This window comes from Chryseobacterium sp. CFS2, from assembly GCF_036543225.1.
In the GTDB taxonomy this organism is placed as follows: domain Bacteria; phylum Bacteroidota; class Bacteroidia; order Flavobacteriales; family Weeksellaceae; genus Chryseobacterium; species Chryseobacterium culicis_A.
This window is the reverse complement of sequence record NZ_JAZHQU010000003.1, coordinates 264,791-287,721: the sequence shown is the minus strand read 5'-3', so window position 1 is coordinate 287,721 and position 22,931 is coordinate 264,791. Positions and strand designations below refer to the sequence as shown.

At 35.4% G+C, this 22,931-nt stretch carries 25 protein-coding genes; 19 read left to right on the top strand and 6 right to left on the bottom strand.

What is annotated here, in order from left to right:
• Positions 1-177: 177 nt before the first annotated feature.
• The gene (locus ODR02_RS08160) at positions 178-861 is read right to left on the bottom strand and encodes a hypothetical protein (RefSeq protein WP_309512096.1); all 684 of its coding nucleotides are present in this window, start codon (positions 859-861) and stop codon (positions 178-180) included.
• Between the two features lie 383 nt (positions 862-1,244).
• On the opposite strand from ODR02_RS08160, the gene ODR02_RS08155 reads away from it, so the two are divergent.
• The gene (locus tag ODR02_RS08155; protein ID WP_105682437.1) at positions 1,245-1,613 is read left to right on the top strand and encodes a hypothetical protein; all 369 of its coding nucleotides are present in this window, start codon (positions 1,245-1,247) and stop codon (positions 1,611-1,613) included.
• A gap of 40 nt (positions 1,614-1,653) precedes the next feature.
• On the opposite strand, the gene ODR02_RS08150 is transcribed toward ODR02_RS08155, so the two are convergent.
• Positions 1,654-2,292, bottom strand: coding sequence for a hypothetical protein (locus tag ODR02_RS08150; protein WP_309512095.1), 639 nt, complete (start codon positions 2,290-2,292; stop codon positions 1,654-1,656).
• A gap of 153 nt (positions 2,293-2,445) precedes the next feature.
• Between ODR02_RS08150 and ODR02_RS08145 the strand changes: the two genes are divergently transcribed.
• The 18 genes from ODR02_RS08145 (at position 2,446) to ODR02_RS08060 (ending at position 18,248) form a co-directional block, all read left to right on the top strand.
• Positions 2,446-3,018 (top strand): C40 family peptidase, encoded by a 573-nt coding sequence (locus ODR02_RS08145; RefSeq protein WP_209784539.1) that lies wholly within the window; start codon positions 2,446-2,448, stop codon positions 3,016-3,018.
• Between the two features lie 10 nt (positions 3,019-3,028).
• On the top strand, positions 3,029-3,358 hold the full coding sequence (locus ODR02_RS08140; RefSeq protein WP_209784538.1) for a LytR/AlgR family response regulator transcription factor: 330 nt from the start codon (positions 3,029-3,031) through the stop codon (positions 3,356-3,358).
• Between the two features lie 110 nt (positions 3,359-3,468).
• On the top strand, positions 3,469-3,840 hold the full coding sequence (locus tag ODR02_RS08135; protein ID WP_309512094.1) for a DUF2255 family protein: 372 nt from the start codon (positions 3,469-3,471) through the stop codon (positions 3,838-3,840).
• A gap of 214 nt (positions 3,841-4,054) precedes the next feature.
• Entirely contained in the window at positions 4,055-4,666 is a 612-nt protein-coding gene (locus tag ODR02_RS08130; RefSeq protein ID WP_309512093.1) for a methyltransferase family protein, read from the top strand.
• 83 nt (positions 4,667-4,749) lie between these two features.
• On the top strand, positions 4,750-5,562 hold the full coding sequence (locus ODR02_RS08125; protein ID WP_209784536.1) for a 2,3,4,5-tetrahydropyridine-2,6-dicarboxylate N-succinyltransferase: 813 nt from the start codon (positions 4,750-4,752) through the stop codon (positions 5,560-5,562).
• Positions 5,563-5,591: 29 nt separating this feature from the next.
• On the top strand, positions 5,592-6,761 hold the full coding sequence (locus ODR02_RS08120) for a glycosyltransferase family 87 protein (RefSeq protein ID WP_309512092.1): 1,170 nt from the start codon (positions 5,592-5,594) through the stop codon (positions 6,759-6,761).
• Positions 6,762-6,766: 5 nt separating this feature from the next.
• A complete protein-coding gene (locus ODR02_RS08115) occupies positions 6,767-7,696 on the top strand; it encodes a glycosyltransferase family 2 protein (protein WP_309512091.1) in 930 nt (309 codons plus the stop codon).
• A gap of 1 nt (position 7,697) precedes the next feature.
• A complete protein-coding gene (locus tag ODR02_RS08110) occupies positions 7,698-8,474 on the top strand; it encodes a polysaccharide deacetylase family protein (protein ID WP_309512090.1) in 777 nt (258 codons plus the stop codon).
• Positions 8,471-9,568 carry a glycosyltransferase family 4 protein gene (locus ODR02_RS08105; RefSeq protein ID WP_309512089.1) on the top strand — a complete coding sequence of 366 codons (1,098 nt, stop codon included), beginning with the start codon at positions 8,471-8,473 and terminating at the stop codon, positions 9,566-9,568. The genes ODR02_RS08110 and ODR02_RS08105 overlap by 4 nt, the downstream gene beginning before the upstream one ends.
• Positions 9,569-9,814: 246 nt before the next feature.
• Entirely contained in the window at positions 9,815-10,672 is an 858-nt protein-coding gene (gene hisG, locus ODR02_RS08100) for an ATP phosphoribosyltransferase (RefSeq protein WP_309512088.1), read from the top strand.
• A 328-nt stretch (positions 10,673-11,000) separates the two neighbouring features.
• The gene (hisD, locus tag ODR02_RS08095; RefSeq protein ID WP_309512087.1) at positions 11,001-12,275 is read left to right on the top strand and encodes a histidinol dehydrogenase; all 1,275 of its coding nucleotides are present in this window, start codon (positions 11,001-11,003) and stop codon (positions 12,273-12,275) included.
• Positions 12,276-12,659: 384 nt separating this feature from the next.
• Positions 12,660-13,685, top strand: a complete 1,026-nt coding sequence (hisC, locus tag ODR02_RS08090) for a histidinol-phosphate transaminase (RefSeq protein ID WP_309512086.1) — start codon at positions 12,660-12,662, stop codon at positions 13,683-13,685.
• A gap of 138 nt (positions 13,686-13,823) precedes the next feature.
• Complete coding sequence (gene hisB, locus ODR02_RS08085) at positions 13,824-14,918, top strand: bifunctional histidinol-phosphatase/imidazoleglycerol-phosphate dehydratase HisB (protein WP_309512085.1); 1,095 nt, start codon at positions 13,824-13,826, stop codon at positions 14,916-14,918.
• A 2-nt stretch (positions 14,919-14,920) separates the two neighbouring features.
• Entirely contained in the window at positions 14,921-15,499 is a 579-nt protein-coding gene (gene hisH / locus ODR02_RS08080; protein WP_309512084.1) for an imidazole glycerol phosphate synthase subunit HisH, read from the top strand.
• A gap of 2 nt (positions 15,500-15,501) precedes the next feature.
• Positions 15,502-16,224 (top strand): 1-(5-phosphoribosyl)-5-[(5-phosphoribosylamino)methylideneamino]imidazole-4-carboxamide isomerase, encoded by a 723-nt coding sequence (gene hisA, locus ODR02_RS08075; protein ID WP_309512341.1) that lies wholly within the window; start codon positions 15,502-15,504, stop codon positions 16,222-16,224.
• Positions 16,217-16,969 carry an imidazole glycerol phosphate synthase subunit HisF gene (gene hisF, locus ODR02_RS08070; protein ID WP_309512083.1) on the top strand — a complete coding sequence of 251 codons (753 nt, stop codon included), beginning with the start codon at positions 16,217-16,219 and terminating at the stop codon, positions 16,967-16,969. Before hisA ends, hisF begins: the two co-directional genes overlap by 8 nt.
• Positions 16,966-17,553 carry a bifunctional phosphoribosyl-AMP cyclohydrolase/phosphoribosyl-ATP diphosphatase HisIE gene (gene hisIE / locus ODR02_RS08065; RefSeq protein WP_309512082.1) on the top strand — a complete coding sequence of 196 codons (588 nt, stop codon included), beginning with the start codon at positions 16,966-16,968 and terminating at the stop codon, positions 17,551-17,553. Before hisF ends, hisIE begins: the two co-directional genes overlap by 4 nt.
• Positions 17,554-17,831: 278 nt before the next feature.
• Positions 17,832-18,248 carry a hypothetical protein gene (locus ODR02_RS08060; protein WP_309512081.1) on the top strand — a complete coding sequence of 139 codons (417 nt, stop codon included), beginning with the start codon at positions 17,832-17,834 and terminating at the stop codon, positions 18,246-18,248.
• A 134-nt stretch (positions 18,249-18,382) separates the two neighbouring features.
• Here ODR02_RS08060 and ODR02_RS08055 read toward each other — a convergent pair whose 3' ends face one another.
• The 4 genes from ODR02_RS08055 to rplT all read right to left on the bottom strand — a co-directional run bounded on the left by ODR02_RS08055 (position 18,383) and on the right by rplT (position 22,902).
• Complete coding sequence (locus ODR02_RS08055; RefSeq protein WP_309512080.1) at positions 18,383-19,552, bottom strand: M28 family peptidase; 1,170 nt, start codon at positions 19,550-19,552, stop codon at positions 18,383-18,385.
• A gap of 209 nt (positions 19,553-19,761) precedes the next feature.
• Positions 19,762-20,937, bottom strand: a complete 1,176-nt coding sequence (locus ODR02_RS08050; RefSeq protein WP_309512079.1) for a M28 family peptidase — start codon at positions 20,935-20,937, stop codon at positions 19,762-19,764.
• A gap of 63 nt (positions 20,938-21,000) precedes the next feature.
• The gene (locus ODR02_RS08045; RefSeq protein WP_309512078.1) at positions 21,001-22,182 is read right to left on the bottom strand and encodes a M28 family peptidase; all 1,182 of its coding nucleotides are present in this window, start codon (positions 22,180-22,182) and stop codon (positions 21,001-21,003) included.
• Positions 22,183-22,557: 375 nt separating this feature from the next.
• The gene (rplT, locus tag ODR02_RS08040) at positions 22,558-22,902 is read right to left on the bottom strand and encodes a 50S ribosomal protein L20 (protein WP_034694451.1); all 345 of its coding nucleotides are present in this window, start codon (positions 22,900-22,902) and stop codon (positions 22,558-22,560) included.
• Positions 22,903-22,931 lie beyond the last annotated feature (29 nt).

Here is a 22,931-nt window from a genome sequence, read left to right as displayed (position 1 = left end):
TCATTTTCATTCAAAAAAAACTGGATTGGTTATTTACAGCTTAACATAAGAATTATTAAAGTCTTTGATTGAATATAGAAGTTAATACTCTTAAGTTAAATGGAAATCATTAATTCTTAAATAAAAAACAGCCACAATTCAATTGTGGCTGCCTCTTTTGAAATCAAATATCGACTATTATAAAGATCTGGAGCGGGCAATATTAATAAGGTACACAAGGTGTGCGTACATGCTTCGCTTTACAGACTCTATTTTTATATCTCCGGTCGTTTGGTTAATGGTGGTCACCAAATCGGTATTACATTGACCGGCAAAGTTTCCGCTTCCTAAATAGTTGACTGTATTAGTACTTGGATAAGAAATTCTGGGATAATCAGGAGCAGTCTGGTTAGCAACGGGAGCCGAGCCTGCAAATCCCTTATTATCAACATATCGGGCTGTCCATGTACCTAAAAACTGTCCGTTGCTGGTATTAATTCCTTGTCCTACAATAATTTGAGTATCTACAGGATTGCTGAACCCGGCGCAAGAGGTGTAATGATTGATTGAAACAGTGCAGGAAGAAGCATTGTCAACAGGCTGGAAACATTTTCCTTCATAAATAGTCAGCCTTTGCTCAGTAGCTGACATTGAAGTGTTTAATAATGCTTTCGGTGCAAAAATTTCTTCCGGAGAAATAAGCGTTAAAACTCCTTGTGCATCCGCTGCTACAATTTTTTTTTCAGCATTTGAAAGTCCTCTTACTCTTACCAGACCATTGACATCCAATGTATGAGAAGGAGTAGCTGTATTAATCCCAACCTGTGCTGTTAAACTCCCACCGATAGCAAGTGTTGCCAAAAAGAATGTTTTTGTTTTCATGTTATTATTTGAAAAGGTTAAATTTTTCACTAATATAGGAAATAACTTTAAAATAGGGAGAAAAAACCTTTGAAATCTGATATAAAGTAATTGTAAACGAATATTGAATTTAATAATACCAAGTTTTACGTATATTTTTAAAATAACTCAAAATTTACACAGCTTGTATTTGTTTGAAAAATATTTGTATTTTAGCCAAAATATGTTGTTTTTTAATAAACATATTGGGTGCTAATTAAAATTCAGATAATTTGAATGAAAAAATTAGTAGATTTGCACGGAACAAAAAATAATACATATTAAGCAATATTCTCTGTGACTGGATTTTTAAGAGGAAAGTACATGAGAATAACAGGATTTTAGGTTATAAAACTACTGAAACTATGAAGAAACTTTTTTTACTTTTATTAACGGCGTTTTTATTTATCGGTTGCAGCTCTGATGATGATACTATTTATGATTATGTAGGAACATGGTCTGGTTCTTATGAAGGAAGCGATAAGGGAGTTTGGAACTTTGTGGTAGACGAGAGTGGTAAAGTAGTAGGAACAATGCATTCCGATGTGAATAATGAAAATTACAGCATTACCGGAAATTTAAGTGAGACAGGAGATCTGAACGCCAGAGTAGGGCTTCCATCACAAGGAGATTTCAAAGGAACGTTAACGACAGAGAAAAAAGGAAACGGAAACTGGTCCAACTCACTTCCAACGCCTGCGATATCAGGAAGCTGGAAAGGAGAAAAGAAATAAAAACAAGAAAGTCTGCAGAATCTACTGCAGACTTTTTTATTTAAACAAATCCCATATGGGTAATCTCGTCTTTCTCATTCTTCAATGCTACAAAATAAAGTAGAAAATCATCTTCGGAGAAATATTTTTTAAAAGACTTTTCCTCCTGTTGGTTCCAGCTTATTATTTCTTCATGAGTTTCTATGCTGTAACTTTCAGAATCTAATTGTAAGGTTAAGATGACTCCTTCATCTGTGGTACAACCTTTATTCTTATATAAAACATGGTTTTGACTTCTGATACAATCTGAAACAGTATGGATTGTACCCAGCTGAAATGCTCTCAATAGCTTCCTTCCTTCTTCAGTCTTTAAACCGTTTTCAACCGTTCTTTTTCCTCTTTCGGAAATAATATCCAAATCCTTGATGGCCGTCATCACCTTTGCAAACTTCTGGTAGAGCAGGGGATCACCCGATTCTTTAATATACACCTCAAGACTCTTCCGGATGATCTTCCCGATTTTTGAACAGTGCCCGAATTCGGAACTGTTCTGTCTTACTTTCTCATATGACGGATTTTTTTTAAACGCAGCTTTATTGAACCCGCTTTTCTTCCGAACTACATTTTTGCCGTTCAGAGTATAAAATACCAGATCGCCCACTGCTCCTGTAATCTTAATTACACTTTCATATGTCGCCATATCTTCAAAATAGAAATCAAATATACCAATAAATAATGGAAAACAAAATTTTAACATATATTTATCATATAGTTGTAGTATAGTTATATTATAATTAAAATATAAAATGTATATTTGTCATGAATTAGTTAATTAAGTATAAATCAGATGAATATGGGATTGGGATTATTTGAACAAAGAATAAGGATAAAGCAGCTGTCTGTTTTACTGATGGCATCTGCTTTTGTAGTTTCCTGCGGATCTTCGAAAAGTGCTTCTGCCAGTAAGAAATCAAATACAAAGAACGTAGCGAAAGCTGAAAATCTCAGAAAGCTGGATTCAAAATTTAATGGGAATGTCTCCAGATCAATCAATGATATTCTGAAAGATGCAGAAAAATACATCGGGACACCCTATAAATTCGGAGGAAATACTTCTTCAGGTTTTGACTGTTCCGGATTTACAGTAAAAGTATTCGAAGAAAATGACTTCAGTCTTCCCAGACGATCTTCTGATCAGGCTGATGCAGGAAAGAATATTGATATCAAAGATGTGAAGCCCGGAGATCTTTTATTTTTCGCAACCGCAGGGGGAAGCAGAGTATCCCACGTAGGAATAGTTCATGATATTGGTCCTGACGGAGAAGTGAAATTTATTCATGCTTCTACTTCAAAAGGTGTAATCATTTCTTCCCTGAACGAAAAATACTGGAATAAGGCCTACCTTCATGCCCAAAGGGTTCTGTAAAAATAGTAAAATGATAGAGAACCCTACATTTGCCTTCATTAAAACAGATAAGAAGCTGATTAAGATTTTCTTAAAAGATATCAGTATGATCAAAGGGCTCGGAAATTATGTGGAAGTTCATACTATCGACAACAAGAGATATATTTACTACAAAACACTTAAAGATCTGATTGAAAGCCTGCCGGACGAATTTATGCGGGTTCATAATTCATATATTATCAATCTGATGAATATTGAATCTTTCGAAGACAATCACTTAATTTGTGGCGACTTAAAAATTACTGTAGCCAAAAGCTATAAAGAATGTCTGCAAACCGCTCTCGGTAAAATGATGCTTTAAAAACTCGTCTGCATCAGAAAATGATCCAACGACATCAGATTTTTGATCTCATGTATAAATAAATTTTCATTCCTCTTTTCATGTTTTAGTTTTACTGAAAAATTAAAACAATGAACAAAGACACTGCATTAGATTACATTCAAAACAATACGATTATCGGAATAAAAGCTGGAAATCAAAGACCTGAATTCCTGGAAATATGGATGGTTGTGGTACAGAACAGAATATTTGCAAGATCCTGGGGACTCGCCAGAAGAAGCTGGTATAATACCTTTTTAGAAAATTCAGCAGGTGAAATCCTATGTGGCGAAACAACATATGCGATAAAAGCTCTCGTTCCGGAAGATATCAGCGATCTTACTGAAGAAATTAATCAGGCGTATCTGACAAAATATAACAGTGATCATAATAGTCCATATTCACAAGGAATTATTCAGGAAAAACATGTTGCGAAAACGATAGAGTTTATTATTTTGGATTAAAAATTCAATAGGAACGGGCTTTAGCCCGTTTATCGAAAAATAAAAACTTCAACCGGCTTTAGCCAAAACTTATAATTAACCACCCCGTCAAAAATTCTTTGAATTTTTGCCACCCCTCCGGAGGAAAGGAATTTCTGGAATCCCAATAAAGTCTCTGTCATTGCAATAGTATTGCATCATTAAACTCAGGAAATTTGCCCAAAACTATTATCATATGGCAGATTTCATCAGATTCTTTATTCCTTTATATTTCATCGTATTCTTTACCATTTCCTTTGTCGGAATCAGTTATAAAGTAGCAAAACAGATCGGTAAAAACCCAAATATCCTTCCCAAAGACGATTCTGTCTACGGACTTGTAGGATTCTATTTTAAGATGACTTTGTGTGTCCTTTTTATTTATACAATGCTTTTACTCTTTTTACCAGAAAAGATTTTTAATGCTTTTAAAATTACCATGCTGGAATATATTCCATTGCAATATACTGGAGTGGTGATCATGATTTCAGCACTGATTTGGGTTATAATAGCTCAGCTGCAAATGAAAAATTCATGGCGGATCGGGGTTGATAGCACAACAAAAACAGAACTTATTACTCATGGATTATTCAGGTTCTCAAGAAATCCCATATTTCTGGGGATGACCATCAGTCTTGCAGGATTTTTTCTTGTTTTTCCAACGGTAATTACTTTTTCTTTTCTTTTGATTGCAAGTATTTTGATGCAGATTCAAATCCGGATTGAAGAAGACTATCTGTTAAAACAGCATGGACCAATATATGTTGCATATAAAAATAGGGTTGCAAGGATGTTTGGCCTTCATTAAAAGCATCATCTTAAAAACCATTTTGCTGAACTTTTTTGTATCTTTGGCAGGTATAATTTTTCAAACTAATTTAAATAAGAAACATGTCGTTACAACAAACTATTGAAAATATTTGGGATAATAGAGAACTATTACAAAATGAAGACAGCCAGAAGGCGATCAGAGAGGTTATTTCTTTAGTTGATAAAGGTGAACTTCGTACTGCTGAACCTACTGAAAACGGATGGCAGGTAAATGAATGGGTGAAAAAAGCTGTCGTAATGTATTTCCCGATCCAAAAAATGGAAACGATTGAAGTAGGCCCGTTTGAATTTCATGATAAAATGCCTTTGAAGAGAGGTTATGCTGAAAAAGGGGTGAGAGTTGTACCACATGCAGTAGCGAGAGAAGGAGCTTATATTGCTCCGGGAGTTATTTTAATGCCATCTTATGTAAATATTGGAGCTTATGTAGATTCCGGAACAATGGTAGATACTTGGGCGACCGTAGGAAGCTGTGCGCAGATCGGTAAAAACGTTCACCTGAGTGGTGGTGTTGGTATCGGTGGAGTATTGGAGCCTTTACAAGCTGCTCCGGTAATCATTGAAGATGATTGCTTTATCGGTTCAAGATGTATCGTTGTAGAAGGAGTTCACGTAGAAAAAGAAGCCGTGCTAGGTGCAAACGTAGTATTGACCGCTTCTACAAAAATTATCGATGTTACAGGAGATACTCCTATCGAAATCAAAGGAAGAGTTCCTGCCCGTTCAGTAGTCATTCCTGGAAGCTATACAAAACAGTATCCGGCTGGAGAATATCAGGTTCCATGTGCACTGATCATTGGTCAGAGAAAGGAATCTACAGATAAGAAAACGTCTCTGAATGATGCATTGAGAGATAATAATGTAGCTGTTTAAGATTAATACTTTAAGCTAATATCACAATCTTGAAAGAAAAATTTCTTAAAATATTATTAAACCCTAAATATATATTTGGGGTTTATCTTATTATATCCGTTGTTACCGCTATTTCCAAATATCTGAGAGGAGATTATGCGATCAATAATTATCTGATTTTTAAAAACGTATTCTTTAATACCATTCATCAGAAAAATCTGTTTATCCATTATCCGGATCTCTATTTTGACCTGAATCATTATGGCGTATTTTTCAGTGCATTGATTGCTCCTTTTGCCATGATGCCGGATTGGCTGGGAATTTCACTTTGGAATATTGCCAACACCTTTATCTTTATCTACGGAATTTATAAACTGCCGTTTTCAGACAGCAAGAAAGCTATTTTCGGATTGCTTTGCCTTCAGGAATATATTACAGCAGCTTTAAGTTTGCAGTTCAATGTAGCACTGACAGGACTTTTGCTGTTATCTGCAGTATACATTTACGAAAGAAAAGAAGTGAAATCGGTAACTGCCATTTTAATCGGAATATTTGTAAAAATCTACGGAATAGTAGGATTAACGCAGTTTTTCTTTATTAAAAATAAGACTAAATTTATTCTTTCAGGAGTAGGCATTGCCATCCTATTTTTCGTACTTCCAATGGCCTATTCAAGTCCGCAGTTTGTGATTCAGTGTTACTCAGACTGGTTTCAGTCTATCGTAGAAAAAAATAATGAAAACCAGGTGCTGGGAAATATGCAGGATATCTCATTAATGGGCTTCGTAAGAAGAATTTTGGGGGATGCCTCCATTTCCAATCTTGTATTTTTAGCAGGTGGATTACCGCTTTTTGTGTTGCCTTATATCAGAATTAAGCAATACAAACACTATGCTTTCCAACTGATGATTCTGGCTTCAACATTACTGTTTCTGGTCCTGTTCAGCTCCAGTTCAGAATCTCCAACATACATTATTGCTGTGGTAGGAGTACTGATATGGTTTTTTCTTCAGAAAGAAAGAACACCGCTTATTATTGGATTGCTTGTTTTTGTCATTATTTTCACTTGTTTCTCCACTTCGGATCTATTCCCGAAATTTGTAAAAGAAAATTATATCATCAAATATTCATTAAAAGCAGTACCTTGTATTATGATCTGGTTGAGAGTAACTTATGAACTCCTGACTAAAGATTTTGAGAAAAATTATAGCTTGAATTAATAAATATGAAGAAAATTTCAATTGTAATTCCCGCCTATAACGAAGAAGGTAACGTTGCCATGATCCATCAGAAAATTAAAGAAGTTTTTGATGGTTTGAATAACTATGACTTTGAAATCATATTTGTGAATGATGGCAGCAGAGACAATACGCAACAAAAATTAGAAGAACTTTCCCGTCAGTATGATGAAGTGAAATTCATTGAGTTTTCCCGTAATTTTGGACATCAGCCCGCTGTAAAAGCAGGGATGGATAATGCCCACGGAAATGCAGTCATTTCTATGGATGGAGACCTTCAGCATCCGCCGGAGCTTATCCCGGAGATGATTAAGAAATGGGAAGAAGGTAATGACGTCGTTTTTACCTTTAGAACGTATCCCAAAGAGATTTCTTTTTTTAAAAGAAAAACATCAGACTTATTTTACAAGCTTTTATCAAGCCTGTCAGATGTTAATTTAACGAAAGGTGGTGGCTCAGATTTCAGATTACTGGATGCGAGGGCAGTGGAGGTGATGAGAAACTTTAATGAAGATGATTTATTCCTCAGAGGATTAACGAGTTGGATGGGTTTCAAACAAACAGGAATTGATTTTACCGCAGCAGAAAGACTCTCAGGAAAAAGCAGTTACAATCTTAAGAAAATGTTCACTTTTGCCTTCACGGGAATCACAGCTTTCAGTGTAAAACCCTTGTATCTTGCGGCTTATCTGGGCTTTTTATTTTCAGCACTTTCAGTAATCGGATACGGTACCTATGTGATTCATTCTTTCATTGCAAAGACGGAGATCTCTGGTTGGGCATCATTAATTATGACCATTGTTTTCTTCGGAGGGCTTCAGTTAATCATCCTCGGAATCATGGGAATTTATTTAGGTAAAATATTTAAACAGGTGAAAGACAGACCTAATTATATTATTAAAAACAAAAATTTTTAAAATGGTTTTATTGAGTTTTGATATTGAAGAATTTGATATGCCATTAGAATATAAGGGTGAAATTCCCTTTGAAAAGCAGATTTCAATTTCACAAACAGGATTAGAGAGAATTCTTGATATCCTTAAAAAACATAATGCCAAAGCTACTTTCTTTTCTACAGTAGTTTTTGCAGAAAACAGCAAACCTCTTATTGAAAGGTTATTAAACGAAGGTCATGAACTGGCTTCTCATACATGGTTTCATTCAGAATTTGAAGACAAACACCTGAAGGAATCAAGGGAAAAGCTGGAAGAACTATTTTCCACAAAGGTAACAGGGTTGAGAATGCCAAGAATGATGCCTGTAGACGACAAAGAAGTGGAAAAAGCAGGCTATTCATACAATTCATCTATTAATCCCACATTTTTGCCGGGAAGATATAATAATTTAAAAGTATCCAGAACTTATTTTAAAGAAGGAAATGTAACCCAGGTTCCGGCTTCGGTTTCTCCTAATTTCAGGGTTCCTTTGTTTTGGTTGAGCTTTCACAATTTTCCCTTATTTTTCTACAAAAAACTGGCTTCGGACTGCTTAAAAAAAGATCAATATCTGAACATCTATTTCCATCCGTGGGAATTTGCAGAGATCAAAGACGAAGCATTTAAACTGCCTGGTTTTACCGTAAAGAACTCCGGAAAAGATATGGTGGAAAGATTTGATGCGTTTGTAAGCTGGCTGAAAGAAAAAGGCCATACATTCGGTACATTCCAGGAATTTCAAAAACAGATACAACGATGAAGATTGCCTTTGATGCAAAACGGTTTTTTCATAATACCTCCGGTCTTGGAAATTACTCGAGAGATCTTGTAAGAATTCTTTCCGAATATGAACCGGAAAACGAATATCTGTTACTGAACAAAAACAAATCGGAGCGTGGAAAGGATATCCTGGAGCACCCGAATGTTCATTTTATTGAAACTTCAAAAGGAAACTTTTCCCGTCAGCTTAAAATGGGTAAAGATGCCCAGAAGCAAAACGCTGATATTTTTCATGGATTATCTGGTGAACTTCCCTTAAAATGGGACTCAAAACCTATTAAAAAGGTCGTTACCATTCATGATTTGATCTTTGTAAGATATCCACAGTATTATTCTTTTTTTGACAGGAGAATCCACTTCTGGAAGTTTAAAAAAGCAGCTGAAATGGCAGATAAAATTATTGCTATTTCAGAACAGACCAAAAGAGATATCATTCAATATTTAAAAGTTCCTGAAACTAAGATTGAAGTCATTTATCAGGGATGTCATCAGGCTTTTAAAGAACAGCAGTCTCCGGAACTGATGCAGGAGGTAAAAGAGAAGTTCAGGCTTCCGGAAAGGTTTATACTCAACGTAGGAACTATCGAAGACCGAAAAAATCTTTTGAACATTGTAAAAGCAGTCAATGGTACAGAAATTCCATTGGTTGTGGTAGGAAGGAAGACCAAATATTTCCAGAAAATAGAAAGATTTCTGAAAAAGAACAAAATGGAAAAGCAGGTGCTATTCCTTGAAGGTGTTTCCATGGATGAGCTGGCTTGTCTTTATAAACTGGCAGATATTTTTGTTTATCCAAGTTTCTTTGAAGGCTTTGGAATCCCTGTCATAGAAGCACTTTTCTCCAAAACAGTTGTGGTTACCAGCAATACAAGCTGCCTGCCAGAAGCGGGAGGAAAAGACTCTGTTTACATCAATCCGGATAATGATCTTGACATCCGGGCCAAAATCAAATTTCTCTGGGAAAATGAATCCGAGAGAAAACGACGTGAGGAAAAGGGTTTCGAGTTTGTTCAGAAGTTTAATGACGAACCTATTGCAAAGCAGCTGATGAATTTTTATCAAAAATTAATCTGAAAAAACTTTGCATTTTAAAAATAAATCCTACATTTGCATCATAATTCAAACAATGAAACCAATATTTTTAGCATTACATCATTATCATCATCATCTCTGTTAGGCGGAATTGATTGATATAAGTATGTGCTAAAATCAAAAATAATTAAAACCGTCTGAGTAAATAGGCGGTTTTTTTGTTTCCAGGATTCTCCTCAGAAATTTCATTAGATCAGTTTTATTTGCTCAGACCTCAAAAAAGGCAAAATGAGTAAATTAAAAATTGCAATCCAAAAAAGCGGCCGGCTTTACGAAGAATCCCTTCAGCTTCTCAAAGACTGTGGAATCTATGTCAATAACGGCAAAGACCAGCTCAAAGTTTCAGTAGATAACTTTCCGATGGAAATCATGTACCTTCGGAACTCAGATATCCCACAATACCTGGAAGACGGAGTGGTGGATATTGCCATTGTTGGAGAAAATCTTCTGATTGAAAAAAGTAAAAATATCAAAACAATTCAGAAACTTGGGTTTTCAAAATGCCGTGTTTCACTGGCTGTTCCCAAAGAAGTAGAGACCGACGAAATCTCTTATTTTCAGGGTAAAAAAATTGCAACCTCTTACCCTAACACCCTCAAAAGTTTTTTAGAAAAAGAAGGAATTATATCAGATATTCACGTGATTTCAGGATCTGTTGAAATAGCTCCTAATATTGGTCTTGCAGATGGGATATGTGATATTGTGAGTTCTGGAAGTACCTTATTCAAAAACGGATTGCGCGAGACTGTCACTTTGCTGAAATCAGAGGCTGTTTTAGCTCAAACTCCTCAATTATCATCTGAAAAAGAAGCTATTCTTGAGAAATTTGTGTTCAGAATCAAGGCAGTTTTAAAAGCAAAAAATTCAAAATACATTCTGATGAATGTTCCCAACGAAAAAATTCAAAAAGTATCTGAAGTTCTTCCCGTGTTGAAAAGCCCTACAGTTATTCCTCTTGCAGAAGAAGGCTGGAGCAGTATTCATTCTGTTATTGATGAAGTGCGTTTCTGGGAAGTGATTGATGAACTGAAAGACAATGGAGCTCAGGATATTTTAATCATCCCGATTGATAAAATGGTTATTTAATATAAAATATTGACTATTAATATGGTTAGTATTGGTTAACGCAAAGGCACAATGAAAATGAAATTAATACTGTTTTAAGGCGCAAGGATTTTATCTCCGATAAAATGCTGCTTTAAAAAAAAAGATATAATTCAAACACTTGCTGAAAATCTTCGATTTTCTTGCGCCTTAAAAAAGTAAAAGATTAGAAAAAACTTTGCGTCTTTGCGTTTATCAAAAAAAATAGCAATTAAGATAGCTGAATAATATAGCTTCAGCTATGATCTTAATGAAACTTAACAACTTAAAAGAATCTTAATGGTTCAAAAAAAACTTTCAAAATAATACAATGAAAATATACAGATATCCCACAAAAAATACCTGGAAAGAGCTAGTAAAACGTCCTGTTCTTGAGCAGAAAGAGATTTCAGGTCTGATTACAGAAATATTCACGGAAGTTGAAAAAAACGGAGATAAAGCTTTAATAGAATTCAACAGGAAATTTGATAAAGCCGAAACGGTGAGTATTAAAGTATCTGATGTAGAAATTCAAGAGGCAGAAAAGCAGATTGATGATGAATTGAAACAGGCAATTCAGCAGGCAAAAGAAAATATTTCTACATTTCATGCTTCTCAAAAGCATGAAATTCAAAAAATAGAGACGACAAAAGGAGTGGTTTGCTGGCGTGAAAACCGTGCTGTAGAGAGAGTTGGGATTTATATTCCCGGAGGAACGGCTCCTTTATTTTCCACAGTACTGATGCTTGCTGTTCCTGCAAATCTGGCAGGTTGTAAAGAAATTGTATTGTGTACTCCGCCGGATAAGAATGGGAATATCAATCCTGCGATTCTGTATGCTGCTAAACTTTGTGGAGTTTCGGAAATCTTTAAAATTGGTGGAGCACAAGCTGTTGCCGCTATGGCTTTAGGGACAAAAAGTATTCCTGGAGTGAATAAGATTTTTGGCCCCGGAAATCAGTTTGTAGTAGCAGCCAAAGAATATGCACAACGTTACGGAGTTGCCATTGATATGCCTGCCGGACCAAGTGAAGTTCTTGTCATAGCAGATGAGCAGGCTGTTCCTGAATTTTGTGCTGCAGATCTTCTTTCACAGGCAGAGCACGGCAGTGACAGTCAGGTTGTTTTTATTACCACAGACCTTAAAGTGTTTGACGAAACTATAGAGGCTGTTGAGCAGCAGCTCAGAGACTTACCCAGAAATGAGTTTGCTGGTCAGGCTTTGGAGAACAGCTCTTTTATTTTAGTGAACTCCCTGGATGAAGCCCTGGAGTTTAGTAACCTTTATGCTCCTGAACACCTTATTCTGGCGATCAAGGATTTTGAAAAATATATTCCTGAGATTCAGAATGCAGGCTCGGTTTTCCTCGGAAACTATTCCTGTGAGAGCGCAGGAGATTATGCCAGCGGAACCAATCACACGCTTCCTACCAATGCTTATGCAAAGAATTACAGTGGAGTATCGCTGGACAGTTTTGTAAAGAAAATAACATTTCAGCATCTTTCAAAGGAAGGTCTTCAGAATTTAGGAAAAACGATAGAGCTCATGGCAGAAGCAGAAGGTCTGTTTGCTCACAAAAATGCAGTATCCATCAGATTGAAATAATAAACATTGGAAAACGCAAAGACGCAAAATAATATTGTAGAATATATTTTTTAGGACGCAAAGATTTTATCTCCGATAAAATTGATTAATGTATATAAAAACGCAAAACAAAGCCCATACCCTTGCTGAAAATTTTCGATTTTCTTGCGCCTTAAAAAAGTGTTACAGAATTAAAAAACTTTGCGCCCTTGCGTTTATCAAAAAACTTGAACCATTAAGAAAATGAAGCTTTTAAGTAATGTTAAGATTCCAATACATTTGAATTTAGCTTACTGCTTAATGAAGATCTGAAGATATTTTCTTCATTATTCTTAATAACTCAATTCATCTTAATGGTTTAAAAACGATTTTTATATTGAATCATTTTTTAAGAAAATCAATACAATGAAAAATAACAGTATCAATACTTTAGTAAGAAAAAATATATTAGAACTACAGCCTTATGTAAGTTTCAGGGATCACAATGAATTTAATGCTCCGGTAATGCTGGATGCCAATGAAAGTCCTTTCGGGGAATGCAACCGTTACCCTGATTCTACCCAGAAAACGCTTAGAAAAAGGCTTGCGGAACTTAAAAATGTTTCTCCCTCACAGATTGCCATAGGAAACGGAAGTGATGAACTGATAGACCTTATCATTAAAATCTTCTGTGAGCCTAAAAAAGATGCCATTCTGATGATGAATCCGTCATTTGCCATGTATGGTTTCTATGCGGCAATCAATGAAAATAAGGTTTTGAAACTGGATTTGGATGACAATTTTGAAATTTTTAAAAATGATTTTTTAAAAATTGCTGCAGATCCCTCCCTGAAAGTTTTCTTTTTATGCTCACCTAACAACCCTACAGGAAACAGTATTGACGATATTGAGTTTTATCTTCAGAACTTCAATGGAATTGTTGTTGTTGATGAAGCTTATATTGAATTTTCGGGTAAAAAATCAAGTTTGGAGCTATTGGACCAATATTCTAACTTAATTGTACTGCAAACTTTTTCCAAAGCTTGGGGATTTGCCGGGGCAAGAGTAGGTGTGGCATATGCATCATCAGAGATTATCGGCTTTATCAACACGGTAAAAGCACCTTATAATGTGAATGTTTTAAGCCAGGAACTGATTGTAAAAACATTGGATGAAGAAAACAGGCTTCAGGAAAATGTAAGCCGAATTCTGGAAGAAAGGGCATGGCTGCAGCAGCAGTTTGAAGGAATTGACTGTATTTCAAAAGTATTTTCAACAGATGCCAATTTCTTTCTGATTAAAATGGAAAACGTTGATTCTGTATATGCAAGAATGCTCGAGGAAGAAATTTTAACCAGCAGAAGAGATCCTGCCATTCCCGGATGCATCAGAATCAATGTAGGAAACCGTGAAGAGAATGAAAAATTAATTAACCTTTTAAAAGGAATATAATATAGCTTGTTAAAATATAAACCATTAAGAGAAACGAAGATAATAAGCAAAGCTAAATTAATAGCTTCAGCTATGTTCTTACTACTTCTTAATCACTTAAAAAAAGCTTAATGGTTAAAAACAATTTGATAAAAACATATGAAAAAAGTACTCTTTATAGACCGTGACGGAACCCTTATTATTGAACCGCCAACTGATTTTCAGGTTGATTCTCTTGAAAAACTTGAGTTTTATCCCGGAGTCTTCCAAAATCTATCAAAAATTGTCAATGAACTGGATTATGAACTGGTTATGGTGACGAATCAGGATGGTTTGGGGACTGAAAGTTTTCCTGAAGAAGATTTCATTAAACCCCACGCAAAAATGCTCCAGGCGTTTGAAAATGAAGGGATCGTTTTTAGTGAAATTTTAATTGATAAAAGTTTTGAATCCGAGAATCTTCCCACCAGAAAACCAGGAATCGGAATGCTGGGAAAATACATCTATGGCAATTATGATCTGGAAAATTCCTATGTAATTGGTGATCGAAATACCGACATTCAACTCGCTAAAAACCTTAAGTCTAAAGCTATTTATCTTAATCAAAACTTAAATAGCGAAGCTGAGCTTTCTGCAACAAGCTGGTCAGAGATTTATCAGTTTTTAAAATCCGGAATGAGGAAAGCTAAAGTCTCCCGCAAAACCAATGAAACAGCTATAGAAATTGAAGTGAATCTTGATGGAAACGGGCGGTCAGATATTTCAACCGGACTTCATTTTTTTGATCACATGCTGGATCAGATTGCAAGACACGGAAATATGGATCTTACGATTAAAGTAAAAGGAGATCTTGCTGTAGATGAGCACCACACCATTGAAGATACTGGAATTGTGCTGGGTGAAGCCATTTTAAAAGCTTTAGGAAAGAAAAAAGGGATTGAAAGATATGGTTTCCTGCTTCCAATGGATGATTGTCTTTCTCAGGTGGCTATTGACTTTGGCGGCAGACCGTGGTTAGTGTGGGATGCTCCGTTTAAAAGAGAAAAGATAGGGGATATGCCTACCGAAATGTTTTATCACTTTTTTAAGTCCTTTACGGATGCCTCAAAATCCAATCTGAATATCAAAGCAGAAGGAGATAATGAACACCACAAAATTGAATCCATCTTTAAAGCATTTGCAAAAGCCGTTAAAATGGCGGTAAACCAAACAGATACTAACTTCAGCCTGCCTTCCACAAAAGGAAGTTTATAAATATGATTGCCATAATAAAATACAACGGAGGAAATGTAAACTCTGTTCAGAATGCCCTCAACAGGCTGAATGTTGATTCTGTGATTACGGATGATCCTGAACAGATCTTAAAAGCAGATAAAGTTATCTTTCCGGGCGTAGGAGAAGCCTCATCCACCATGAAACTGCTGAAAGAAAAAGAACTCGATCTATTGATTCCAGCTCTAAAACAGCCTGTATTAGGAATATGCCTGGGGATGCAGCTGATGTGTAAAGGAAATGAAGAGGGCGATACTGAAGGAATGGGAATTTTTGATATTAAGGTCAGAAAATTTCCATCCAGAGATATTGTTCCGCATATGGGCTGGAATACGGTTTCAGGACAGACCTCACCACTGTTTGCTGGAATTGAAAAGAGTAGTGACGTATATTTTGTTCACAGTTATTATTGTGAGCTTTCAGACTTTACAACGTCTGTTTGTGATTATATACTGCCTTTCAGTGCTTCCTTGCAGAAAGATAATTTTTATGCAGTACAGTTTCACCCTGAAAAATCAGGAATCGTGGGAAGTCAGATCGTTAAAAACTTTATAAATTTATAATGATGAAAATAATTCCGGCTATTGATATTATCGACGGGAAATGTGTCCGTTTGTCAAAAGGAGATTACAATACAAAGAAAATATATAATGAAGATCCAGTGGAAGTGGCTAAAGAATTTGAAAGCTTTGGTATTCAGTTTCTTCATTTGGTAGATCTTGATGGAGCGAAATCAAAACATATTGTCAATCAAAAAGTTCTTGAAAACATTGCAGCATCTACTTCGTTACACATTGACTTTGGTGGCGGATTAAAAACTCAGGAAGATATTGAAACAGCCTTTAATTCAGGTGCGAAGCAGATTACTTTAGGAAGTATTGCGGTTCAGAATCCTGAGTTCTGTTTTGAAATGATCAGCAAATATGGCCCTGAGAAAATTATTTTGGGAGCAGACTGTGAAAACCGGAAAATAAAAACTTCCGGCTGGCTTGAGGAAAGTGATAATGACATCATAGACTTTATCCTTCAGTATCAGGAAAAAGGAATACAAAATACGATTTGTACGGATATTTCGAAAGACGGAATGCTGGAAGGCCCATCAACAGGACTGTATATTGAAATTTTATATAAAACGTCGGTTCAGCTGGTAGCAAGCGGAGGGATTTCAGGGATTGCTGATGTCTATAAAATGAAAGATATAGGATGCTCAGGCACAATCATCGGAAAGGCAATTTATGAGGGAAAAATAAGCTTACAACAACTTCAAAATTTTATTGAAAATGCTTAAGAAAAGAATTATTCCATGTTTGGATATTAAAGATGGGGCTACGGTAAAAGGAATCAACTTTGAAGATCTTAAAAATGCAGGAGATCCTGTAGAGCTTGCTAAAAAATATGAGAAAGAAGGAGCTGATGAACTTGTTTTTCTGGATATTACCGCCACTATTGAGAACAGAAAGACGTTTATAGAACTGGTAAAAGATATTGCAAAAGAACTCAGTATTCCCTTTACTGTAGGAGGAGGAATTTCTTCGGTAGAAGATGTGAGAAAGCTTTTGGAAGCAGGGGCAGATAAAATCAGTATCAATTCTTCAGCGGTGAAAAATCCCACTCTTATTTCCGATTTGGCCAAAGAATTTGGAAGTCAGTGCATTGTGGTAGCGATTGACACAAGGCAAGTTGGAGATCTGGATCTAGTTCATATTAAAGGTGGAAGAGAAGCAACTGAACTTCTTACCGTAGAATGGGCGAAACAAGCAGAGTCTCTGGGCGCAGGAGAAATTCTGCTGACTTCCATGGATGGTGATGGCACAAAAAACGGTTTTGATCTCCGTATTACAAAGCTGGTTTCAGAAAATATAAGTATTCCGGTCATTGCTTCCGGAGGTGCTGGTAAGATAGACGACTTTGTTAAAGTATTTAATGAAACAAAAGCTACAGGAGGATTGGCTGCCAGTATTTTCCATTTTAATGAAATAGGCGTTCAGGATTTAAAACAACAATTAAAAACTCAAAAAATAGAAGTACGATGAATATAGATTTTAATAAAGATAATGGGCTTGTTCCCGTGGTGATTCAGGATAACAGAACACTACAGGTACTGATGTTGGGTTATATGAATGAAGAAGCTTTTGAAAAAACAGAAAAGGAGGGAATCGTTACTTTTTTCAGTCGTTCCAAAAACAGACTCTGGACAAAAGGTGAAGAATCGGGTAATTTTTTAACGGTAAAAAGCATTGATATAGACTGCGATCAGGATACGCTATTAATTAAAGTTGTTCCTAAAAATGTGGTGTGCCACACAGGAAGTTTCAGCTGTTTCGGAGAAAAGAATGCCAAGGGGTTTTTATATGAACTGGAAGAGAAAATAGCTCAGAGAATAGATAACAAAACAGAGGATTCTTATACGTATTCGCTCTACCAAAGAGGAATTAATAAAATGGCCCAAAAAGTAGGAGAGGAAGCTGTAGAATTGGTGATAGAAGCAAAAGACAATAACGAAGAACTTTTTAAAAATGAAGCTGCAGACCTGCTGTACCACTTTTTGATATTATTAAAAGCAAAAGGATTTACGCTGGAAGAAATTGAAAAAATTCTTAAAAACAGGAATAAATAACACCTTTGAAAGAATTCAAAGGTGTTCTTGTTTAAAAGGTATGCTTACTTCAAAGAAAGATATTAAAAATAAACAATTGTTATTATGTTGGTTTTTTTTTAGTATTGGTTGATATTGTGTAAATATGATAAATTAGTACGGTATTAAAAACTAATTGTGAAAAATAAAGAAATATATATGAGAAATCAGTATCATATTGCCTGTTGTTTTTTTTCTGTTTTAAACTGTGAATACTTTATATTTAATGATGTCAGCTAAAAACAAACATTAAAATGCCTATGAGAATAAGAGTTATATACTTTCTATTAATGCTTTTTGTTACTATATCTTGTAGCAATCAGAATGTCAAGTTATTTTACTATAATGGTTTAGATTATAATCAAAATTATACATTGGGATCATCACTGCATATTTTCTTTGAGAAAGACAATGATATGAATAGTGTTTTAATACAGAACAAAGAACTGAAAAATAATTTATTAATAATTAAAGAAAAAATTGTTTCAACTCATCATATAATAGTCCCTGATGATGGAAATTATACATTCGCATTTATCAGTAAGAAAGATACATTATTTGCTGATAACAGATTGGAATTCTGGAGATATGGAAATTTAGGTGTTTATTTTAAAATAAAAGATGATGTCAAGAAAAGTGTGCTGGAACATTACAAATTAAATCCCAATCAATTCTAATAAGTTTTTGTTTTATGAACCAGATTTACATTATATGATTAATGAATTACAGGAAGCTAAAACGCTAATCTTCTACAAATAAAAACAGCAGGAAAATTACTCCTGCTGTTTCTTATTATGAATCTATTGATCTCTTATCTTTCAATCATAATATTTTTCACTAGTGTCTCTTCACCCACTTTCAAAACTCCAATATACACTCCGTTCTGAAGCCCTGAAACATTAATTTTCCTTTCATTATTCACTTTCAGCATGGATCTTCCCATAGTATTGCTGATTTCAAAACTGAAATTCAACTCTTTAGACTCTGGTAAATCAATATTGAGAATATTATTGGCTGGGTTAGGATATATTTTTACGGCTTCCAGTGTGTTTTTAGAAGCAGGCTTGCTCATGTTAGTAGAAGCGGTTGCAAAATGCTGTAATGCTCCCACAGTTGCTTTTCCAATCTTGTATACATAGACAGGATCCATATTGGTGAAAGTATCTTTAGAGCTGTGAGGGTAGCTGCTTCTTATCCTTTCAAAAAAACCGGTAATCACTTCACCTTTCTGTTCAAAAGGGATATAGTCAGTATCTGCAGCAGGATCTACGGCAGTCAGAAGAGGAGAGTAGAGTGCTGTACAGTTTCTCAGCTGCTGGGTAACCGCTGCGGACGCTGCATTATTGCTGGAAACTCCTCCCTGATCTTCATCACAATATACGGTTGTGTTGTTATTTCCTTTCACACCTCCAACCTGATCCAGATTGAAGACCAGTTTGATATCCAATTTACGGACACCTCCCTGATACACTACATTATTTACATAATGGCTGCTTCCTTTTAATCCCTGTTCCTCCCCGGAAAAATGGATGAATTTTATAGAGTATTCAGTGGGAACATTTCTAAGTATTCTCGCTGCTTCAAGAATAATGGAAGTTCCGCTGCCGTTATCATTCACGCCCGGACCATAAATGGTGTCGAAATGCCCGCAAATAATGACAAATTTGTTAGGATAAAGGGTTCCTGTTTTGGTAATGATTAAATTTTTGGAACTGGTGCTTCCGAAAGTAAAAGGGCTTTCTTCTATCTGACTTGCCGTATAGCCGTAAGAAAGATATTTATTCTTAATCCAGTTCAGGGTATTGGTATTGGCTACTGAACCAGTAGTTTTCACTCCCAGATTACTAAACTCTTGAAGATTTGCAGTGATATTGGTTTGAGTAATCATATCCGCTCTGTCTTTGTAAGCCTGAATAAAAGTTTGAGCTCCAATGGACTGCATCATAAAGGCAGCACATAAAAGTGTTGTGATTTTTTTCATATTAAAATATTATTTTGGTAACACGAATGTAGTAAATAAATCACAAGAATGTGTTTAATATTTTAAAACAAATGTAAATTTATTATGAATATCATACCAATATACTGCGGGGCTTTGTAAATGTTATAATTCTTTTAATGCTATGAAAAATAAAACCTTTGAACTGCTTCAAAGGTTTTTATATCAATATGGTTTTGTGATAATGCAAATTATTTTTCAATCATAACTTTTCTTACGACCTTTTGGTCTCCAACTTTTAAAATTCCAATATATGCTCCGTTTTCAAGCCTGGAAACATTGATTTTTGTTTCATTGGTTCTCTTGAATAGAGAACGCCCTTGGAAATCCGTAATCTCAAAAGTAAAATTTTTAATTCTGGAATCAGGAAGCTCAATATTGAGGATGTCTTTTGCTGGGTTAGGATAGATTTTTACCGTTTCCAAAGTGTTTTTTACATCAGTTTCATGACTTCCCAATGTACCGGTAGCAACCGCAAAATGCTGTAGCGCTCCAACAGATGCTTTTCCTATCTTGTAAATATATACAGGATCGGTATTGGCAAAAGTATCATTAACTGTATGTGGATAGGTACTTCTGATTCTTTCAAAGAAACCTGTGATCACCTCACCTTTCTGTTCAAAAGGGATATAATCTGTATCTGCAGCCGGATCTACAGCGGTTAAAAGAGGAGAGTAAAGTGCTGTACAGTTTCTCAGCTCCTGGGTTACAGCAGCGGAAGCCGCATTATTTGAAGAAAGTCCACCCTGATCTTCATCACAGTAAACCGTATTATTATTGTTTCCCATTACACCACCTACCTGATCCAGATTAAAGATCAGTTTAATATCCAGAACACGGGTTCCACTCTGATAAGCTACATTGTTTACATAATGTTTGCTTCCCAAAAGTCCCTGTTCTTCCCCGGAAAAATGGATGAATTTTATAGAATATTCTGTAGGGACATCTTTCAGAATCCTCGCTGCTTCAAGGATAATAGATGTTCCGCTCCCGTTATCATTGATTCCCAGGCCGGTAATACTATCGAAGTGCCCACAGATGATTACATATTTATTAGGATATACTGTCCCGGTTTTGGTAATTACCAGATTTTTAGAATTATAACTGCCTGCTGTAAAAGGATCTTCTACAATTTGACTGGCTGTATATCCATAGGAAATGTATTTATTTTTAAGCCAGGTCAGCGCATTGGCATTAGCAGATGAGCCTGTAGTTTTTACTCCTAAATTGGCAAATTCCTGAAGATAGGTTGTAATATTGGTCTGGTTCACCATATTCGCTCTGTCCTGATAAGCTTGAATAAAACTTTGGGCTCCAATATTTTGAATGATAACAGAGGCAAATAAAAAAGTAGCGATTTTCTTCATTTTATAGTAGTAATATCGGATATCCCTTGAATACAAACTTAATTCAGAATATCCAGCCTGACATTATTTATTAATGATTATTTTTTTGGTTGTATTTCCTTTATCAGTTTTAATCGTAAAGGTATAGAGTCCGTTTACTAACGCCGAGGTATTTATTTTTTCCTGATTTTCAAGACTTAAAACAGTGTTTCCCGCCATATCATTTACTTCAACTTTGAATTCTTTTACTTTTTGCTGAAATTCCACTGTTACAAGATCTTTCGCCGGATTGGGATAAATTCTGATGGTTTCACCGGATTTTTGTAAAGAAGTATCGTTTGTACTTAACAGGTTACTGGCTGTAGAGGCAACAGCAAAATGTTGTAAAGCTCCCACAGCTGCTTTTCCTACATTGAAAATATATACAGGATCCAGATTGGCAAAAGTGTCATTTACCGTATGTTCGTTTTCACTTCTCAGGTATTCATAGAAACCGGTAATGGTATATCCTTTGGCTTCAAAAGGCATATAATCGGAGCTGTAGGCGTAAGAAAGATGAGTCTGAAGAGGAGAATAAAGAGTCGTACAGTTCATCAGTTCCTGTGTTACAGCGTTAGAGGCTATATTATTGGATGATACACCGCCTGTATCTCTTTCGCAGGTAATGGTATTGTTATTATTTCCAAGAAGTCCACCCACCTGGTCAATATTTAAAACCAGTTTTATATCCAGAACCTGGCTGCCATTCTGATAAGCTACATTATTTACATAATGGCTGCTTCCCACAAGGCCTTGTTCTTCACCGGAAAAATGAATAAACTTGATGGAGTATTCTGTCGGAATATTTTTCAATATTCTTGCTGCTTCCAGAATAATGGAAGTTCCGCTGCCATTGTCACTTACTCCGGGGCCTACAATGGTATCATAATGTCCGCAGATGATAACATATTTGTTGGGGTATACCGTTCCTGTCTTGGTAATGATTAAATTTTTTGAAGTGCTGCTCCCATAGGTGAAAGTATCTTCAGACATATTACTTGCAGTATATCCATAGGACAGGTATTTGTTTTTAAGCCAGTCCAATGCATTGGTGTTTGCTGTTGTACCCGTTTTTTTTACCCCAAACCCTGCAAATTCCTGAAGGTTGGTCGTAATATTGGCTTGGGTAACCATATCTGCCCGGTCTTTATACGCTTGAATAAAACTCTGTGCACCCATATTCTGCAGGGCAATGGAAGTGAGCAATAAAGCTGCAACTTTTTTCATTTTGATACTTTCTTTAGAGATTGCTAATATAATAATAAATCATCATTTATTATTAATAATCATAAGTATCAATGTTTATTTGCTTAATTTTTTGATAAAAATATGTCTTTTTATGTAATTTATCATTATGTTATATTAAAATTCATTTAATGAATGAGATATATTTATATTTTTCGTTTGTTTTGCGTGTTTTGATTTAAATATTTTACACGCTGAGAATTTCTATCCACCAAGTAGGGCTGTTGATATGGTAATTACCCTGAAATGTATATGCTGCCAGCTGGATTTTGAACAGCAATCAAAAAAATGAAAAGTATCTAACAAAAAAATCCCGGGAAATCCCGGGACTATATTGATAACAAAATCTATTCTACATTATTTTACTTGATCTACAACAGCTTTGAAAGCTTCAGGGTGATTCATTGCTAAATCTGCTAAAACTTTTCTGTTAAGTTCGATGTTGTTCTTTTTAAGAGCTCCCATAAATTGAGAGTAAGACATTCCGTGCTCTCTAGTTCCCGCGTTGATACGAGTGATCCAAAGTGCTCTGAAATTTCTCTTTTTCTCTTTTCTACCACGGTAAGCATATTGCATTGCTTTTTCTACCGCGTTTTTAGCTACCGTCCAAACGTTCTTTCTTCTTCCGAAGAAACCTTTAGCTTGCTTAAAAATTTTCTTTCTGCGAGCTCTTGAAGCTACGGCATTTACTGATCTTGGCATAATTTAAATTGTTTTTTTGAAAAGGGCGG

Coding starts and splice junctions, on each gene's coding strand:
- ODR02_RS08160 (WP_309512096.1), bottom strand. CDS start 861: ATGAAAACAAAAACATTCTTTTTGGCAACACTTGCTATCGGTGGGAGT.
- ODR02_RS08155 (WP_105682437.1), top strand. CDS start 1,245: ATGAAGAAACTTTTTTTACTTTTATTAACGGCGTTTTTATTTATCGGT.
- ODR02_RS08150 (WP_309512095.1), bottom strand. CDS start 2,292: ATGGCGACATATGAAAGTGTAATTAAGATTACAGGAGCAGTGGGCGAT.
- ODR02_RS08145 (WP_209784539.1), top strand. CDS start 2,446: ATGGGATTGGGATTATTTGAACAAAGAATAAGGATAAAGCAGCTGTCT.
- ODR02_RS08140 (WP_209784538.1), top strand. CDS start 3,029: ATGATAGAGAACCCTACATTTGCCTTCATTAAAACAGATAAGAAGCTG.
- ODR02_RS08135 (WP_309512094.1), top strand. CDS start 3,469: ATGAACAAAGACACTGCATTAGATTACATTCAAAACAATACGATTATC.
- ODR02_RS08130 (WP_309512093.1), top strand. CDS start 4,055: ATGGCAGATTTCATCAGATTCTTTATTCCTTTATATTTCATCGTATTC.
- ODR02_RS08125 (WP_209784536.1), top strand. CDS start 4,750: ATGTCGTTACAACAAACTATTGAAAATATTTGGGATAATAGAGAACTA.
- ODR02_RS08115 (WP_309512091.1), top strand. CDS start 6,767: ATGAAGAAAATTTCAATTGTAATTCCCGCCTATAACGAAGAAGGTAAC.
- ODR02_RS08110 (WP_309512090.1), top strand. CDS start 7,698: ATGGTTTTATTGAGTTTTGATATTGAAGAATTTGATATGCCATTAGAA.
- ODR02_RS08105 (WP_309512089.1), top strand. CDS start 8,471: ATGAAGATTGCCTTTGATGCAAAACGGTTTTTTCATAATACCTCCGGT.
- hisG (WP_309512088.1), top strand. CDS start 9,815: ATGAGTAAATTAAAAATTGCAATCCAAAAAAGCGGCCGGCTTTACGAA.
- hisD (WP_309512087.1), top strand. CDS start 11,001: ATGAAAATATACAGATATCCCACAAAAAATACCTGGAAAGAGCTAGTA.
- hisC (WP_309512086.1), top strand. CDS start 12,660: ATGAAAAATAACAGTATCAATACTTTAGTAAGAAAAAATATATTAGAA.
- hisB (WP_309512085.1), top strand. CDS start 13,824: ATGAAAAAAGTACTCTTTATAGACCGTGACGGAACCCTTATTATTGAA.
- hisH (WP_309512084.1), top strand. CDS start 14,921: ATGATTGCCATAATAAAATACAACGGAGGAAATGTAAACTCTGTTCAG.
- hisA (WP_309512341.1), top strand. CDS start 15,502: ATGAAAATAATTCCGGCTATTGATATTATCGACGGGAAATGTGTCCGT.
- hisF (WP_309512083.1), top strand. CDS start 16,217: ATGCTTAAGAAAAGAATTATTCCATGTTTGGATATTAAAGATGGGGCT.
- hisIE (WP_309512082.1), top strand. CDS start 16,966: ATGAATATAGATTTTAATAAAGATAATGGGCTTGTTCCCGTGGTGATT.
- ODR02_RS08060 (WP_309512081.1), top strand. CDS start 17,832: ATGAGAATAAGAGTTATATACTTTCTATTAATGCTTTTTGTTACTATA.
- ODR02_RS08055 (WP_309512080.1), bottom strand. CDS start 19,552: ATGAAAAAAATCACAACACTTTTATGTGCTGCCTTTATGATGCAGTCC.
- ODR02_RS08050 (WP_309512079.1), bottom strand. CDS start 20,937: ATGAAGAAAATCGCTACTTTTTTATTTGCCTCTGTTATCATTCAAAAT.
- ODR02_RS08045 (WP_309512078.1), bottom strand. CDS start 22,182: ATGAAAAAAGTTGCAGCTTTATTGCTCACTTCCATTGCCCTGCAGAAT.
- rplT (WP_034694451.1), bottom strand. CDS start 22,902: ATGCCAAGATCAGTAAATGCCGTAGCTTCAAGAGCTCGCAGAAAGAAA.